This is a genomic window from Actinomyces oris (assembly GCF_001553935.1).
Taxonomy (GTDB): Bacteria; Actinomycetota; Actinomycetes; order Actinomycetales; family Actinomycetaceae; genus Actinomyces; species Actinomyces oris_A.
This window is the reverse complement of sequence record NZ_CP014232.1, coordinates 2440354-2455771: the sequence shown is the minus strand read 5'-3', so window position 1 is coordinate 2455771 and position 15418 is coordinate 2440354. Positions and strand designations below refer to the sequence as shown.

The window sequence follows — 15418 nt, the reverse complement described above, 5'->3', positions numbered from 1 at the left end:
CATCGACAGCAACAGCAACACATCCGCATGCGCACTGCATTCCTCCTTGGCTTGTGTCGGCCTACACAAATCAGAGAGTTCCAACCTCTCGTCAGGAAGAGTAGCACCGTCTCCAACCGGAGCGTCAACCGTCTCAGAACGCCACGATCCCTGGGACGATGCTCACACGCCATGCAGAGCGCCTAACCGCGTACGCCGACCGTGCGGTCGTAGTCTCATCTGCATGAGTCCAGCGAATACCACCGATCCGCGTCGCCGCCTCCAGCCCGAGCAGCGTCGGGAGGAGCTGGTGAGAGTCGGCGTCGAGCTGTTCGCGGAAGGAACACTGGACCGCACTCACGTCAACGAGATCATCAAGCGGGCCGGCGTCTCACGCACGCTCTTCTATCACTACTTCCCCTCCAAGATCGCCTTCGCCCGAGCCATCGTGGAGCACGAGATCCTTCACCTTCACGGCCTGGTCGAGCAGCAGACGGCACTGACCCTGGAAGGGGCGATCTCCACCTTCGCGGGCTACGTGAAGGCCAGGCCCGACAGCCTTCGAGCGCTTCACACCGGAGGCCTTGACCAGGACCCTGAGATCGCGGCCGCCCTGGCTACCAGCTTCGAGCGTTACGAACGCCTCGTCCTCATGCTCATGGGCATCGCCGAGCCCGACGAGTGCGCCATGTTCGCCGCTGAGGTGTGGATCAGCACGATGATCACCCTGTGCCTGGCCTGGCTGGATCACCCCGAGATCAGTCAGAAGACCATCACGAACATGTCCGCCCAGACGCTGCGGAGCCTGGTGTCTCAGGCTCGTCAGGGTGCCGAGCACGCCTCCGAGCAGACCTTGACGCCGGCCACGACGCCGGCCACCGCCCACGAGCCGGTGAGCGACCGCTGAGGGCGAGCACTAAGGGCGAACCGAGCCGCATCGAGACTCAGGCCTCCCCCGGGGCTGCTCACACTTTCTTCCAGCATTTCGAACCTGCCGTAAAAAAGGCGTTCGCGTAGGCGCGAACGTGCTACTCTCTCCCCCGGTTGTACAAGACGTACAATAGAACGACGATGAGGGCTCACCCGCACTGTGGCACCCCTCGCTCTCAGAAGGAGAGCCGATCATGCCTCAAGGCACCACTGGTGATGTGGTGGCTGTACGCCGCAGGACATCGCGTGTCCTCTTCGCTCCGGAGACATTCAACTTTGCCGAGGTGACCCGTGCGATCGAGGTGGCTCGCCGGATGCCCTCGCACGTCGAGTGCGTCTTCGCCGGCTTCTCGCCACGCAACACCGAGTACATCAGGGCCGCGGGCTTCGAGTTCCGCCTGCTGACCCCCTACCTCAGTGAGGAGGAGGGACGGCAGGCGCTGGACTTCGACCAGGGTCGCAGCCTGCGTCACCCGTTCACGGAGAAGATGCTCGCGCAGCGGGTGACAAGTGAGCGCGTCCTGCTGCGTTCCTTGCGTCCCGACGCCGTTGTCATCGGAGTAACTCCCAGCCAGTTTATTTCTGCGCGGGCGGAGTGCGTGCCACTAGTTTTCGTACGGCCCTTCGCCTACTCCCTGGCGCACCTGGAGGCGGCGCGCTCCACCGGCGCCACCGGCTTCCTGCCCCGCACCCGCCCGGAGGAGTGCCTGGTCGACAACGTGGCCGCCCACGCGCTCCATGCGCTCGGGACCCGGCTCCCCCTGCCTCGTTCCTTCCATTCTGTGGCCAGGACCAATGGTGTTTCGCTGCCCCAGGGGGTGCTCAACGGACTCACTGCCGACCTCAATCTCATCGCCACTGCCCCGCACCTGCTGCCCGGGTGGCTGAGGATGCCGGAGGGTCACCGGGTGGTGGGGCCGGTCTACGCCCGCCTACCCGGGGAGCTCCCCGAGTTCCTGGCCGAACTGGTCGCCGGACCCCAACCCCTGGTGTACTTCGCCATGGGCTCATCGGGGAACCGTGACCTCGTCCTTCACGTGCTGGCAGGCCTGGGCCGGGCGGACTGCCAAGTGCTGGCTCCGGTGCGTTCCCACCTTCACCAAGAGGACCTGGAGACTCTTCCGCGCAATGTCCACGTCACTGACTGGATCCCGGCCCACCAGCTGGGCGACGCCGTCGACCTGGCCATCACTCACGGCGGAGAGGGAACGGTGCAGACCAGCTGCGTCCAGGGGTGGCCCTTCATCGGGATTCCGTTGCAGTTCGAGCAGCGTTTCAACGTGCAGCGTTGTGCGGCCTTCGGCTCGGCCAGGCTCGTGTCACAGCGGGAGGCTCGCAGGACCGACTGGGCGGAGCTGGTGCGCCAGGCCCTGGCCGACGAAGGCATGCGTTCACGCGCCCGGCGGATGGCGGGGCTCATGGAGGGACTCGACGGACCGGGCCGAGCCGCTGAGGCGATCTGCGAGCTGCTGTGAGTCAGCTGCGGCCAGAGTGCTGGGCCTGTGCCCGGGCGCTGGCGTAGAGACAGACGGCCGCGGCGGCGGCGACGTTGAGGGACTCCGCCTTGCCGTAGATGGGGATGGAGACGACGGCGTCGGCTCGGCTCAGCGCCTCTGAGGGCAGTCCGCGCGCCTCGTTGCCGAGCAGCCAGGCACTGGGGGCCTCCAGGAGTGACTCGGCCTCGAAGAGGTCGAAGTCCCCGCGTCCGTCGGCGGCCAGGACGGTGAGTCCGGCGTTGTGGAGGGCGGTGACGGCATCGTCGAGGGCCACGCCGGTGACCACAGGCAGGTGGAAGAGGCTTCCGGCGGTGGAGCGCACGACCTTCGGTGCGGTGGGGTCCACGCTGCCGCGCACGAGGACGACGGCGTCGGCTCCGGCGGCGTCGGCGGCCCGGATGATGGTGCCGGCGTTCCCGGGGTCCTGGGCCTGGGTGAGGACGGCGACGAGCCTGGCCCCCTCCAGGGCGGCGGCCAGCGCCTCGGAGCCGGTGGCCTCCTCGGTGGCCACGACGGCGAGGAGGCCCTGGGCATCTGGGCTCATGGCGTCCATGACCTGCTGGGTGGTGACGTGCACGTAGAGCCCGGCCGCGACGGCCTCGTCCCAGATCTCGCTGTGGCGCTCGAGGGCTGCCTCAGTGAGGTAGACGTCGAGCACGCGACCGGGGGCGTGCCGAACGGCCTCGCGCACGCCCTGGGGGCCTTCGACGAGGAAGCGTCGGTGCTTGGCCCGCGCGTTGCGGCGCGACAGGCCCGCCACCCGGGAGATACGGGCCGAGGTCGGATTGCTCAGCACCTCGTGGCCGGCGGCCGGCCCCTCGCTGACGGTACGCCGCCGCGGCCCGCGGATCTGAGGACGCTCGGCGGAGTCGTCGAGGAACTCATCGGGGACGGCGGAGGCGGTAGGGCTCATGCCGTCAGCCTACGCGAGAGGCCTCCCAGAACGCCGAATCCTCGCCACCAACCGGTTCAGGGTGTGTGGCGAGGACTCGACGATGCTGTGTCAGCGGGGCTGGCGCCCGGCTGCGCTGGTGATTCAGGCCTTGGGGGCGTTGACGTCCTCGGGGAGGGCCTTGCGGGCCACCTCAACGAGGGCCTTGAAGCCCGCGGGCTCGTTGACGGCCAGCTCGGCGAGCATGCGACGGTCGATCTCCACGCCGGCCAGGCCAAGCCCCTGGATGAAGCGGTTGTAGGTCAGGCCCTCGGCGCGGGCGGCAGCGTTGATGCGCTGGATCCACAGGCGACGGAAGTCGCCCTTGCGGGCGCGACGGTCGCGGAACGCGTAGACGCCGGAGTGGGTGACCTGCTCCTTGGCCTTGCGGTAGAGGCGCGAGCGCTGGCCGCGGTAGCCCGAGGCCTTCTCGAGAACGGAACGACGCTTCTTCTGGGCGTTAACAGCCCGCTTCACACGTGCCATGGTGAGACTCCTTGGTGGGTTGGGCGGTCAGCGACCGAGCAGCTTCTTGACCTGGCGGACGTCGGCCGGGGCGACCGGCTGGTCCTGGGACAGCTTGCGCTTGCGGCGGGAGGACTTGACCTCCAGCAGGTGGCGCTTGTTGGCCTGCTCGCGCATGAGCTTGCCGCTGCCGGTGACCCGGAAGCGCTTCTTGGCACCGGAGTGCGTCTTGTTCTTCGGCATGGGTAATTTCCTCTTCTCGGTCCCTGGGAGACCAGTGGTCGCCGGGACTGCGGACCCCGCTCACGGTGGCGAGGGGGTGGGTCGGTGGTGTCAGGTGAGTGTCGAGTGCACCCTCGGGCGCTCTCAGGCGTTCTCGCCGGCAGCTGCCCCGTCCGAGGCCTTGGCGCCCTTGGGTGCCCGGCCCGCGTGCTTCTCGGCACGGCGGGCGGCGCGGGCCTCCTCGCGGCGGCGGCGCTGGTCGGACTTGACCTCGGCCTTCTTGCGGACCGGGGCCAGGACCATGACCATGTTGCGGCCGTCCTGACGGGGGTGGGACTCGATAGTGCCCAGCTCGGCCATCTCCTCGGCCAGGCCCTGCAAGAGCCTGATACCGAGCTCGGGCCGGGACTGCTCACGGCCGCGGAAGCGGACGATGCACTTGACCTTGTCCCCGCCCTTGAGGAATCGCTCGACGTGGCCGCGCTTGGTGGCGTAGTCGTGCTCATCGATCTTGGGACGGAACTGGATCTCCTTGAGCTGGGTGTTTGCCTGGTTGCGTCGCGCGTCGCGCGCCTTCATGGCCGACTCGTACTTGAACTTGCCGTAGTCCATGAGCTTGCACACCGGGGGGCGGGCGTCGGGTGCCACCTCGACCAGGTCGAGATCGGCCTCCTCAGCCAGACGCAGGGCGTCCTCCACACGGACAACGCCGACCTGCTCGCCGCTGGGGCCGACGAGACGCACTTCGGGAACGCGGATCCGTTCGTTGATACGGGGCTCGCTGATGTCGGTTCCTCACTCTGAGTCACGGATGGGTGCGGAACGAGGAAAGGCCCCCGTTCCTGCCGCGCAGGTCGGAGGCCTCGTGATGAGCGCGATCACCGCACGGCCGTGGCCGAGCAGGGACCGCGAAGGGCTGGTCGCCCTCGCATGAACCCGATTCCCGAAAGGAACCCAGGTGGGATCGCTCCGCTTGCGCACCGGGGCGAACCCCGGGTGGTCAGTGAAGGATACTACCAGGACGCGGGCTCGCTCTCCCACCGTGTCCTCGCCCCTCTTGACGTGAGTCCTCCCACGTGTGAGGCGTGCGTCGAGGCGAGGCAAGTCATCAAGAGGCCCGGCGGTTCGTGCGGACTCCCCACACGACGGCGACAGCACCGGCGGCGGCCTGGATCCCAAGCAGCGCCGTCGTCGGCACCGCGATTCCACTGGCGACCAGCGCCGTGGTCAGTGCTCCGACAACGACGGCGTCAGGACCTTGAGTCAGCATCTGCACCACTCCCGGCGGCAGGGAGCCCATGGGAGAGGCGATGAGTCCGGCCGCGAAGTCGGGCATCTCCCGGTAGCCGGAGCGCAGCGCCACCCCGGCCCAGGCCCAGCCGCTCACCAGGGCCAGGGCAACCACGATGACCAGCCCCTTCCAGACGGCCGCGGCCCCAAGGGCCGCCATGGCCGGAGCCAGGCTCAGCATGGACCAGGCGCTCATGAGGACGGCCGGCACAAGCAGGTGGCCTGCTCGCACCACCCAGGGCGCCACCGGCCAGGAGGTGTCAGGACCGCCGTCGAACCAGGCCTGGCGCGCCGGCTCGGCAACGGCCAGGGTCGCGATCCAGCCTCCGATGAGGTAGCCGACGGCGCGCAGCGGGGCGCCGACCGTCCCGGACAGCAGCGGCAGCATCGCGATGGCCAGCCCGACCCCCATCTGAAGCAGGCGCCTGCGCTGGCGACGCAGCAGGATCCAGTCCGCCTGAGCCACTGCTATCAGCACCCCCAGGGGTCGGGGCAGTCGGCTCCCGATCCGCGCCGCCCGCAGCGGCGAAGGATCCGCGGGCCGGTTGGGATCCGGGGAAAGCAGCCGCCCCAGGGCCCTGGTGTCCAACGACAGCAGCGAGACGTGCGCGCCGAAGGACCGAGCGACGACGGCCAGGAGCGCAGCATCATGCACCTTACCCAGGCTGCCTCTGGCCCGCCGCCATCCCAGCACGGCCAGGAAGGCCAGCGACCCAGCCAGGAGGGCGACCGCCGTGTTGCTGAGCAATGAACTCGGGAAGGCAAGCACCACACCGGCCAGGAATGCCGCGACCCCAGCCACGATGAGACGACGCCGCAGCGGCTCGACGTCGCGGTCATGAATCTGGGCCTTGATGAGCTCGGTGAGGACCAGGCAGGTCCCGGCCGACAGCAGGGCAGGCCACGCCGCGGCAGCGATCCAGCCGCCTCCGGCCGCCACCGCCGGGAGCACGCCCGCCGCGGCTCCCACGGTGGCCGCGATGAGGTACTCGACGCGGGCCACCGGCACCAGGAGACTGGCCCGGTCTCCAGGCATGGGCAGCCACCAGGCCGCCTCGTGGGGGCGCAGGAAGAGCGGGCCGAGCCGGCCGAGTGAACCGACACCGACCGCCGCCAGCAGCACGATCAGCGCCAGGAACCCCCACCCGGGGTCGAGGCCCACCGTGGCGAAGTCGCCGAGCGTACCGGCCCCGACTGAGCCAGGCTGAGCCACGAGCATCCGACGCAGATACGGGGCCAGGATCGTCACGACGACGATGAGTGTCAGGAGTATGGAGTAGACGTCCCCCACGAGCGCCCAGACACCGTGGAGGTGCCGCCGAGTACGGCGCCGCACCCACGTGCGCAACGCGGCCCCATCGGGAAGGGCCATCGTCTCCAGCTCAGTGGAGAGGACCGGCGCCGTCCGGTCACCCGGCGGCGTCACCTCAGCCCCTCCTCAATGGCGCGCACGCCGTCGTCCACGCTGAGCATCCGGGTGTCGCGTCCGACGAGGAGCACGTCAGTGGCCGCCTCCTCCACGATCTCCGGGTCGTGGGAGACCATGAGCACTCCCCCACCGGCCTCACGCTCCTCAACGAGCATGTCGGCCAGGAGCAGACGGGTCACCCGGTCCAGGCGCTGCTCGGGCTCGTCGAGGACCAGCAGCCTGCGGGGCCGAACCAGGACTGAGGCCAGCGCCAGTCGACGCCGCTGCCCCGAGGAGAGCTCCTCGGGAAGGTGCCCCGCGAGATGTCGCAGTTCCAGGTCCTCCAGCAGGTCACTGACCCGCTCATCAGCCTCGACGACACCGTGGCCGAAGCAGACCATCCGCAGGTGCTCGGCGACGGTCAGGGTGGGGAAGAAGGACTCCTGCCCCAGATCCGTGGCGAGGGCGGCGCGCTGGGCGCCTGAGCGCGGATCCGGGACGTGTCCGAGTACGTGAACCTGCCCCGACAACGGACGCAGTAGCCCGCAGCAGGTACGCAGGATCGTCGACTTGCCGGCCCCGTTGACCCCGACGAGGGCCAGCACCTGGCCGGGAAGCAGATCGAAGGTCGCCGGGGCGCAGACCGACTGGTCACCGTATCCGACACTGAGGTCGCGGGCGCTCACCAACGGCTCCCGACTCACCGCCGGGGGCTGGGCACCACTGTTGACATCATGCCGGATACCGGGTGTTGTCGCCGGGTCCGGACGAGATGGGACTGTGGTGGTCGACTTCGTGCTCATCGGAACTATTCCAACACACGTTTTTTCGGTGGCCTGGTCGAATCGGATGCCTTACGCTCCGCAGTCATGGATTGGAACAGCGTGAGGACCCCGGACCCCAATGGCGCGTCCGACGACGATTCCGCCCTCTCTCGTGAGGCAGGAACCGACTGGAGCACCACGAGGGACCCGGGTCCCGGCCGGGTGACGGTATCGACCCGAGACCTCACCCAGATCCGAACGATCGCTGAGGCCTGTGCCCGGATCGCCCAGAGAGCCGACCGCCCCCAGGACGGCCAGGCTCTGCGCGATGTCGTTGCCCGCTTCGACCAGGTGGCTGGGCCGCTGGAGGACCACTACGGACAGGTCGAGCAGTGGGAGGCCCGTATCCTGGGGCGCTCCTGAGATCGGGTTCCAGCCGCTCGGATCAGGCGGGAAGCGGGCACAGCTCCACGGTGTCGATGAGGTCGCCCCAGGCCGGGTTGATCATGACGTACTGACAGCCCTCCAGGCTGCGGGCCACACCGGCGCGACCGCCTGCGGCGTCAATGCGGATGAACACCCGCAGCTCGGCGCTCTCACCGGGGCCGAAAGCCACGCCGGTGACACCGTCGATCTCCTGGAGCTGGGCGCGTACCTCGGCCTGAACCGGCTCGTTGCGCCATGAGGGCACCCACTCCTCTCCCCCGGCCAGGGCCACGACGGCGGGACGCGGCAGTCGCAGGTCCCGGCTACCGGGGTCGAGCACCCACAGCTGGTCGGTGGACAGGCAGGCGACCTGGGCCGCTCGCTGGGGCGAGACGGGCACGGGACGCACGTCGCTGCGCCAGCGGCTCATGGCCTCAACGCTGGTGAACACCGGTAGGGCGACGTGCCCGTCGGGCAGGCTCACCGCCAGGGTCGCCGCGTCCTGGCAGGCGTCGGCGGTGTGCACCTCATGAGCCGGGACCTGCGGTGCGCCGTCGCCCGACGGGCCATGCGGCAGGCCCGCGGACTGCGCCAGACTCCCCTCCAGGCGTCCGGGAAGGGCGTGAGCGGCCACGGGAACGATCAGCCGGCCAGCGACGAGGGCCGCCCACAGCTCATCGAGGTACTGATGACGCGGCAGGTCCACAGCCTCCAGCGCCTGGCGCACCTCTGGACTGATCGAGCCGTCGTCGTCGGCGAAGGGGGCAGGCGCAGCCAGAAGACGCTCCAGCTTGGCCCGTGCGGCTATGGCGGCAGCCACCTGGGGTGCCGCCTCAGGCCGCGCAGTCGGCAGCGGTTGATCCGAAGACGTGCTCATGGCACTCACCGTAGCGTGTCCGAGCCCTGGGGATTACTCCCCAGTATCTTCCGGACCAATCACTCACCTTCGAGAACGTGGCTCGATAGCCTGCTGAGGTGGTATCGCTCTACTCGTTGAAGTACTGGTACACCCGCAGGCTGGGGTCATCATCCAGGCGTCAGTGCGCCGCGGCATCTCCCCTGACGTGTGGACTGCCGTCGGCGTCATCGCTGCCGCGCTGGGCTGCGGGGCACTGGTCATGGGCTGGTGGATTCTGGCATTCATCCTGCTGGCCGCCCGGCTCGGGGGCGCGAATCTCGACGGCGCCGTGGCTCGGGCCCGTGGAGTATCGAGACCCTTCGGCTTCGTCCTCAACGAGATCGGGGACCGGCTCTCCGACCTGTTCATCATGGCCGGTCTCGTGGGCCTCGCCCTGCGCACCGGTTCATCGACCACCACGGTCTACCTGACCCTCATCGCTCTAGCGACAGCAACACTACCGACCTTCATCTCCCTGGCCGCCGCAGGCGCTGGCGCCGCCAGGCTCAACGGCGGCCCGTTCGGCAAGACCGAGCGGTGCCTGGCCGCGGTCGTAGGGGCCGCCCTCCCCCAGTATCTGTCGATCATCGCCTGGGTCATCATCGTGGGCTCGGCGGCGACGGCCTGCGTACGGCTGGCGCGAACCGCCGCCGCGCTCGCAGGACACACCGGCCCGGCCATGGCCGACACCATGGCCCCACCGCCGCCGCAGGACATCAGCCTCATCGGCGGCAGTGCCCCTGAGGACGAGGCCGCCCCGGGAGCCCAGTCGTGAACACCGCGATCAGCTCCTGGAAGGGGCGTGAGGCAGACGGCGGAGTGATCGACTGGATCGTGGGCGGCAACCGCTCGTGGACCGTAACCGTTCCCGGGCCGGGGTGGATCCTCACGGGCCGAGCGGTGTTCCTTGCGGCCACGGCCGTGGCGATCCTGCTCCTGGCCGGCATCGGCGTGGCCCTGTCCCGTAAGGCGGAGCTGCGCCGCCGCTGGACGACGTGGGCCATCATTATCCCGGCGGTCGGCATTCCTATCTGGGTCGGACGGGGGACGACGGCGCTGCTTGCCACCGCCCTCGGGTTGCAGTCGGTTCGTGAGCTCTCCCGACTCACTCGGCTGCCCAAAGCGGAGACCCTGATGCTGGTGTCACTGGCGGTGATCTATCCGCTAGCCGCCTGGTTGCGCCCGGGACTCATGGCGCTGGCTCCGCTCACGGTACTCGTGTGCGCCGTGCCCGCCATCCTGTCCGGCGACGTCGAGCATGGTCTGAGGAGGGCGACGATCGCCGGTTTCGCCTCGATCTGGATTCCCTGGTCCCTGGCACACCTCGTGGTGCTGTGGCACGACGCGTTCCTCATCGCCTTCGCGGCTGCGGCCGCCGATGTGGCCGCGTGGGCCGGCGGGACCTTCCTGCGCCCCATGGCCTGGGCACGACGACCGCTGTCCCCCTTGTCCCCGAACAAGACGCTCGGCGGACTGGCGGGGGCCGTCATCGGGGCCACCCTCATTCTCACCCTGCTGGGCCAGATCACGCCCGGCCTGGTGATCGCCGTCGGTCTGGGCGGAGTCCTGGGGGACCTGCTGGAGTCTCTCGTCAAACGCACAGCCGGAGTCAAGGACGCCGGTGCCTGGCTGCCCGGGTTCGGCGGTCTGCTGGACCGCGTCGACTCCCTGCTCCTGGTCCTGCCTCTGGCCGCCGTCATGGGGTGAGTGGGCCGGTTCGCAGCCGTCCGCCCCAGCCCTGCCCCTCTCGACTCCGAGCCGTCTCCTTCAATCGCCCGCACCCCCCACGGAAAGGTAGCCCGATGCCCCTTCAGATTCCCTCGGTTCCAGGTTCGGCCGAGATCGCCTCAGCCGGACGCCGCCTGCAATCGATCGTGCGAACACCCCAGAAGGTCACCTGGCGCGCGGTACTGCGGCAGCGTTTCTGGTCCGCCGTCATCGCTCCGTTCGGGGGCGTGCGGGTCGAGGGCGAGTTCGAGACCGACGGCCCCTACGTTGTCGTTGCCAACCACGGCTCCCATGCGGACACGATCGCAATGATGAGTGCCTCCCCCACCCTCATGCGGGTGGTCACCGTCGCTGCCCAGGACTACTGGTTCACCCGTCGCTCTCGTCGCCTCGTGGCCAGGGGGCTGCTGGGCGCCTATCCGGTACGGCGCGACGGCGAGGGCGCCTACGAGGAGCTGCGGGGAACACTGGCCAATCGGGTGGCCGAGTCGATGAGTATTCTCATCTTCCCCGAGGGCACCCGCTCCACGGACGGCCACATGAGCCGCTTTCACTCCGGGGCCGCCCGGCTCGCACGAGACTTCGGGATCCCGGTGCTGCCGGTCGCGCTGGTGGGGACGCGAGAGATGATGCCGAAGAAGGGCGGCCTGCCCCGTTACTCCCCCGTCGAGGTCCGTGTCGGTGAGCCGATCGCCCCCAGTGATGACGTGGAGGGCGTCAGCGACCTGGCGCGCGAGCGGATCGTGGAGATGCTCCAGCGCCCCCGCAGACCCGAGCCGGTCTCAGACGTCTTCACCGTCCTGCACACCGCGATGGAGGGCGGTCGCGGAGACGCCGTGATGTTCGTCTGGGGCATGGCTGAGGCCATCTCCTTCCCGATCATGGCTGAGATGAGCCAGGTCTGGCTGGGGCTGACCCACCCCGAGCGGATGTGGCGGCGGGCGGCGATGGTGGTGGCGGGCTCGGTCACCGGAGTGGCGGTCACGCACCTGCTGACTCGGAGTGGACTCCAGCCTCCCGCGCCGTGGACCGCTCCGGAGATGAGGGCGGCGACATCCCGTTACCTGAGCCGAGGGCCACGCGGGTACTGGAAGCAAGCGCTGACCGGGATTCCGGTGAAGCTCTTCGCCGCCGAGTCTGGGCGCAGCAACCTGCCTCTGCCCTCAGTCGTCCTTCACGCGGCCGGGGAGCGTGCCGCGCGCATGACGGCCTCCACCGCCATCGTCAAGACACTGGGCAAGCCGCTGGGCCCAATCACCCGTCAGCACTACGGCACCTACCTGGCAACCACCGGCGTCGTCTTCGCCACCGCGCTTCGAGGCGTCATCAGGCACTGGCAGCGCCCGAAGCGTTCTGGGCGCCCGTAGTCCGCCCGCGTCGCAGCCACGGAGCAATCTCGGAGCAGTCTCAGACAGGGTCGGGCAAAGGTCAGGAACGAGCCTGCGAAGGCTCGCGCCTCTCCTCGTCACCGGCCACGACCAGCGCCTCCTGAAGGGTGAAGTTGCCGTTGTAGAGCGCCTTGCCGACAATCGCACCCTCCAGTCCCAGCGGCACCAGACGGCGCAGCGCGACCAGGTCGTCGAGATGGGCGATACCTCCGGAGGCGACCACCGGTGCCGCGGTGCGCTGGCAGACCTCGGTGAGCAGGGCGGTGTTGGGTCCGCTCAGCGTCCCGTCCCGGGTCACGTCGGTGACGACGTAGCGCGCGCACCCTGCGGCATTGAGCCGCTCGAGGGTCTCCCACAGGTCTCCGCCCTCCTTGGTCCAGCCGCGGGCCGCCAAGGTGGAGCCGCGCACGTCGAGGCCGACGGCGATCTTCTCCCCGTGCTCGGCGATGACCCGTTCAGTCCACTCAGGGTCCTCGAGAGCAGCCGTCCCCAGGTTGACCCGCGCGGCTCCGGCGGACAGGGCGCGGGCCAGTGAGGCATCATCACGGATCCCCCCGGAGAGCTCCACCCTGATGCCGACCTCGCCGACGATGCGCGCCAGCAGCTCATGGTTGGAGCCGCGCCCGAAAGCGGCATCGAGATCCACCAGGTGGATCCACTCGGCCCCGGCGCGCACCCAGTCCCGGGCGGCGTCGACGGGACTGCCGTAGTCCGTCTCTGAGCCGACCTCTCCCTGAAGGAGGCGGACGGCCTTGCCATCGGCGACATCGACGGCGGGAAGTAGAGTGAGCATGGGTGTCTCCTGCAGTGATCGTGGGATGGCTCGGGTGGGATCAGAGAGTCGTCAGCCAGTTGCGCAGCAGCTGAGCCCCTGCGTCACCGGACTTCTCAGGGTGGAACTGCGTGGCGCACAGGGAGCCGTTCTCCACGGCGGCGACGAAGTCGTGGCCGTGAGTGGCCCACGTGACCTGAGGCAGTCGGGTGGGACCGGGACCGAGCAGCTCGGCGGGGTCCTGGGTAGCCGCATAGGAATGGACGAAGTAGAAGCGCTCCTCGGCGACGCCGTCGAACAGAACGGAGGCGGCGGGAGGCCGGACCAGGCTCCATCCCATGTGCGGAACGACGTCGGCTCTCAGGCGGGACACGGTACCGGGCCATTGTCCCAGCCCATCCTCAGCGGTCCCATGCTCCTGGGAGCGCTCGAACATGACCTGCATGCCCACGCAGATTCCCAGGACCGGCCTGCCGCCGGCCAGGCGCCGCTCGATGAGCCGAGGCGCGTCGACTGCCCGCAGCTGCTCCATGACCGCGCCGAATGCGCCCACCCCGGGTACCACGAGTCCGTCGGCCTCGGTGACCTCGTGCGGGTCGCTGGTGAGGGTCACCTGCGCTCCGACGCGCTCCAGAGCACGCACCGCCGAGCGGACATTGCCGGATCCGTAGGACAGGACGGTGACGCGTGGCGCTTGCATGTGACATACCCTACCGTCCCGGAAGATCGTTCCGAGTATCCTCCACACTCTGAAACGCCCTGTGACATGCGCAGAACCGGGGCCTGTGGCACCGGCTCAGCCGCCTTGGCCGGACGGTCCGGGTAGCGCGTCGAGCTGGTCACAGCCTCGCGCGGGAACAGCGCGAAGGCACAGGAGCACACGTGCGATCTGGATCCAGGTCGCCGGCTTCCTTTCACGATTCCCCCAAGATGGGCGAGTATTCGTCTGTGAGCATGCAGTTCCCCTCCGGCCAGGCGTCTGCGCCGCCTTGGCCGGCTTCCCCTCCTCCACCGTCTTCTCAGGCCTCCGCGAGCCACTCCCCCGCAGCGGCGGGGGCAGGTTCGGGCAGTTCCAGCGGGTCGCGCAGTGCTGCGCCGTTCTCCATTCCCGGGGTGCGGATCACCTCGGTGCTGGGGCGTGGCGGCTTCGCCACGGTCTATGCCGGCGTCCAGGACTCCCTGGAGCGCCCGGTCGCCGTCAAGGTGGACTCCCGCCCCTTGGACGATCCCCGCAATGAGCGGCGCTTCATGCGCGAGGTGCAGGCGGCCTCGAGGATCTCGGGGCATCCTCACGTCGTCTCGCTGGTGGATACCGGCAAGCTGCCCGATCTGCGCCCCTACCTCGTCATGGAGCTGTGCGCGGGCGGCAGCCTCTACGACCTCGTCTCGCGTGGCCCGACACCCGCCTCCGACGCCGTGGCCCTCGTGGAGGCCGCTGCCTCGGCCCTGGGAGCTGCCCATGCAGCCGGCGTCACGCACCGGGACGTCAAACCAGCCAATATCCTTCTGGACTCCTACGGCTCTCCTCGGCTGTCGGACTTCGGTATCGCCGCTGTCCAGCGCGAGGGTCAGGACCCCACCGTGACCCTGGAGTGCCTCACCCCCGACTTCGCCGCGCCGGAGGCCTTCATGCTGGCCAGCCCCGGCCCCGAGGGGGACGTGTGGTCCATGGGGGCGGTGCTCTTCGCCCTGCTGACGGGCCGGGGTCCTCGGCGTGGTCGCGACGGAGTGCAGCGCAGCCTGCCGGAGATCGTCCGGTCCCTCGACGATCCCCTGGACCTCACCGACCCGAACGTCCCTGAGATCCTGCTGCCGATCCTGAGCAAGGCGATGGCTCCGGATCCCACGCACCGCTACCGCAACGGCACGGAGCTCACCGGAGCCCTGGGGCAGATCCGTGAGGCTCTGGGGAAGGGGAACCTGGCTGTCGGCGGGCCAGTGACCTCTTTGCGGCTGGTTGAGGCCGGGCTCGCGCCGCCTCCGCGCAGTGAAGAGGCGGGCTCACCCAACTCGTACGCTCCTAGCGGTGCATCGCAGTGGGCGGCATCGGACTCCGTCTTCCCGGTCCGCCCCACCGGCTCCTCGGGGTCCGCCGCCTCGGCGCCCTCCATCGTCTCAGGCGGGCTGGAGCGCTCCGACAAGGCGCTGCTGAACGCGCCCGTGTCAGCGCAGCAGAGTCAGTCGCTGCAACTCTCTAGCCGAGAACGGAGGCGGACCGCTCTGCGCTCCGCGGCGATCGGCGCGGTTGTCGGCCTGGTCGTCGGTCTGAGCGCAGGATGGGTGGCGGGTGCCCGTCTGGCTCCTGCGGCCAGTGCCACCGGCCCGTCAGGAGCCGTGTCCCAGCCCTCATCGCCGGGTCAGGACAACGCCTCGACCCCACCGCACCCGGTGGGTACCTGCCTGGCGGGCACCACCTCGATCTCGGGCCAGACCACGGCCAGGAAGGTCAGCTGCAACGAGCCCCACTCCTGGGAGGTCTACCAGGTGGGGACCCTGGCGGAGAGCACCTCGGGTTCCAGTGATGACGACCTGGCGGCCGACCCCAACGTGCAGGCCACCTGTACCGCGCAGGCCGCCCAGCAGTACGGGGCCGCCGATCCGAGCACATCGGTGCTGGGACCGGGGGAGGCCGGCTGGAACGCCGGGAAGCGGGGCTTCTCCTGCATCGCCTCCGACAAGGACGGGCAGCGGACGAGCTCCTACGCCGGCTAGGAGCCGCCC

Annotated in this window: 14 protein-coding genes and 2 pseudogenes; 7 read left to right on the top strand and 9 right to left on the bottom strand. The window is 69.3% G+C overall.

Features of this window, described 5'->3' with window-relative positions; all coding sequences use genetic code 11:
• The first annotated feature begins 223 nt into the window (after positions 1 to 223).
• Entirely contained in the window at positions 224 to 886 is a 663-nt protein-coding gene (locus AXE84_RS09845; protein ID WP_150116270.1) for a TetR/AcrR family transcriptional regulator, read from the top strand.
• A gap of 217 nt (positions 887 to 1103) precedes the next feature.
• Positions 1104 to 2384 carry a glycosyltransferase gene (locus tag AXE84_RS09840; protein WP_060957748.1) on the top strand — a complete coding sequence of 427 codons (1281 nt, stop codon included), beginning with the start codon at positions 1104 to 1106 and terminating at the stop codon, positions 2382 to 2384.
• A 1-nt stretch (position 2385) separates the two neighbouring features.
• Here the strand turns inward: AXE84_RS09840 and AXE84_RS09835 are convergent, their stop codons facing one another.
• From AXE84_RS09835 to AXE84_RS09810, 6 genes and pseudogenes are all read right to left on the bottom strand, one after another.
• Positions 2386 to 3318 (bottom strand): TrmH family RNA methyltransferase, encoded by a 933-nt coding sequence (locus AXE84_RS09835; RefSeq protein ID WP_081093144.1) that lies wholly within the window; start codon positions 3316 to 3318, stop codon positions 2386 to 2388.
• A gap of 123 nt (positions 3319 to 3441) precedes the next feature.
• On the bottom strand, positions 3442 to 3822 hold the full coding sequence (gene rplT, locus AXE84_RS09830) for a 50S ribosomal protein L20 (RefSeq protein ID WP_003786223.1): 381 nt from the start codon (positions 3820 to 3822) through the stop codon (positions 3442 to 3444).
• A gap of 27 nt (positions 3823 to 3849) precedes the next feature.
• On the bottom strand, positions 3850 to 4044 hold the full coding sequence (rpmI, locus tag AXE84_RS09825; protein ID WP_003780493.1) for a 50S ribosomal protein L35: 195 nt from the start codon (positions 4042 to 4044) through the stop codon (positions 3850 to 3852).
• Between the two features lie 255 nt (positions 4045 to 4299).
• Positions 4300 to 4809 (bottom strand): annotated as a pseudogene (gene infC, locus AXE84_RS09820) (translation initiation factor IF-3); the annotation flags it as partial.
• Positions 4810 to 5131: 322 nt separating this feature from the next.
• Positions 5132 to 6739: a DUF6297 family protein gene (locus tag AXE84_RS09815; protein WP_060957746.1), complete on the bottom strand. Its 1608-nt coding sequence runs from the start codon at positions 6737 to 6739 to the stop codon at positions 5132 to 5134.
• Positions 6736 to 7524 carry an ABC transporter ATP-binding protein gene (locus tag AXE84_RS09810; protein WP_148229154.1) on the bottom strand — a complete coding sequence of 263 codons (789 nt, stop codon included), beginning with the start codon at positions 7522 to 7524 and terminating at the stop codon, positions 6736 to 6738. Before AXE84_RS09810 ends, AXE84_RS09815 begins: the two co-directional genes overlap by 4 nt.
• Before the next feature lie 66 nt (positions 7525 to 7590).
• Here AXE84_RS09810 and AXE84_RS09805 point away from each other — a divergent pair, with 66 nt between their 5' ends.
• A complete protein-coding gene (locus tag AXE84_RS09805; protein ID WP_029316430.1) occupies positions 7591 to 7908 on the top strand; it encodes a hypothetical protein in 318 nt (105 codons plus the stop codon).
• A 22-nt stretch (positions 7909 to 7930) separates the two neighbouring features.
• Here the strand turns inward: AXE84_RS09805 and AXE84_RS09800 are convergent, their stop codons facing one another.
• Positions 7931 to 8788: an SseB family protein gene (locus AXE84_RS09800; protein ID WP_236750049.1), complete on the bottom strand. Its 858-nt coding sequence runs from the start codon at positions 8786 to 8788 to the stop codon at positions 7931 to 7933.
• Positions 8789 to 8886: 98 nt separating this feature from the next.
• Between AXE84_RS09800 and AXE84_RS09795 the strand changes: the two are divergent.
• The 3 genes and pseudogenes from AXE84_RS09795 (at position 8887) to AXE84_RS09785 (ending at position 11904) form a co-directional block, all read left to right on the top strand.
• Positions 8887 to 9584: pseudogene (locus AXE84_RS09795) on the top strand (CDP-alcohol phosphatidyltransferase family protein).
• Positions 9581 to 10516, top strand: coding sequence for a phosphatidate cytidylyltransferase (locus tag AXE84_RS09790; RefSeq protein ID WP_060957744.1), 936 nt, complete (start codon positions 9581 to 9583; stop codon positions 10514 to 10516). Before AXE84_RS09795 ends, AXE84_RS09790 begins: the two are co-directional and overlap by 4 nt.
• Positions 10517 to 10611: 95 nt before the next feature.
• Entirely contained in the window at positions 10612 to 11904 is a 1293-nt protein-coding gene (locus tag AXE84_RS09785) for a lysophospholipid acyltransferase family protein (RefSeq protein ID WP_060957743.1), read from the top strand.
• A gap of 61 nt (positions 11905 to 11965) precedes the next feature.
• On the opposite strand, the gene priA is transcribed toward AXE84_RS09785, so the two are convergent.
• Together priA and hisH are read right to left on the bottom strand one after the other, a co-directional pair.
• On the bottom strand, positions 11966 to 12718 hold the full coding sequence (priA, locus tag AXE84_RS09780) for a bifunctional 1-(5-phosphoribosyl)-5-((5-phosphoribosylamino)methylideneamino)imidazole-4-carboxamide isomerase/phosphoribosylanthranilate isomerase PriA (protein WP_060957742.1): 753 nt from the start codon (positions 12716 to 12718) through the stop codon (positions 11966 to 11968).
• Between the two features lie 40 nt (positions 12719 to 12758).
• On the bottom strand, positions 12759 to 13397 hold the full coding sequence (gene hisH / locus AXE84_RS09775) for an imidazole glycerol phosphate synthase subunit HisH (RefSeq protein WP_060957741.1): 639 nt from the start codon (positions 13395 to 13397) through the stop codon (positions 12759 to 12761).
• A 428-nt stretch (positions 13398 to 13825) separates the two neighbouring features.
• Between hisH and AXE84_RS09770 the strand changes: the two genes are divergently transcribed.
• On the top strand, positions 13826 to 15409 hold the full coding sequence (locus AXE84_RS09770) for a serine/threonine-protein kinase (protein WP_060957740.1): 1584 nt from the start codon (positions 13826 to 13828) through the stop codon (positions 15407 to 15409).
• Positions 15410 to 15418: the final 9 nt, after the last annotated feature.

What these genes read in the sequence shown, in the direction of transcription:
- AXE84_RS09845 (WP_150116270.1), top strand. Translation starts at nt 224, where the DNA reads ATGAGTCCAGCGAATACCACCGATCCGCGTCGCCGCCTCCAGCCCGAG.
- AXE84_RS09840 (WP_060957748.1), top strand. Translation starts at nt 1,104, where the DNA reads ATGCCTCAAGGCACCACTGGTGATGTGGTGGCTGTACGCCGCAGGACA.
- AXE84_RS09835 (WP_081093144.1), bottom strand. Translation starts at nt 3,318, where the DNA reads ATGAGCCCTACCGCCTCCGCCGTCCCCGATGAGTTCCTCGACGACTCC.
- rplT (WP_003786223.1), bottom strand. Translation starts at nt 3,822, where the DNA reads ATGGCACGTGTGAAGCGGGCTGTTAACGCCCAGAAGAAGCGTCGTTCC.
- rpmI (WP_003780493.1), bottom strand. Translation starts at nt 4,044, where the DNA reads ATGCCGAAGAACAAGACGCACTCCGGTGCCAAGAAGCGCTTCCGGGTC.
- AXE84_RS09810 (WP_148229154.1), bottom strand. Translation starts at nt 7,524, where the DNA reads ATGAGCACGAAGTCGACCACCACAGTCCCATCTCGTCCGGACCCGGCG.
- AXE84_RS09805 (WP_029316430.1), top strand. Translation starts at nt 7,591, where the DNA reads ATGGATTGGAACAGCGTGAGGACCCCGGACCCCAATGGCGCGTCCGAC.
- AXE84_RS09800 (WP_236750049.1), bottom strand. Translation starts at nt 8,788, where the DNA reads ATGAGCACGTCTTCGGATCAACCGCTGCCGACTGCGCGGCCTGAGGCG.
- AXE84_RS09785 (WP_060957743.1), top strand. Translation starts at nt 10,612, where the DNA reads ATGCCCCTTCAGATTCCCTCGGTTCCAGGTTCGGCCGAGATCGCCTCA.
- priA (WP_060957742.1), bottom strand. Translation starts at nt 12,718, where the DNA reads ATGCTCACTCTACTTCCCGCCGTCGATGTCGCCGATGGCAAGGCCGTC.
- hisH (WP_060957741.1), bottom strand. Translation starts at nt 13,397, where the DNA reads ATGCAAGCGCCACGCGTCACCGTCCTGTCCTACGGATCCGGCAATGTC.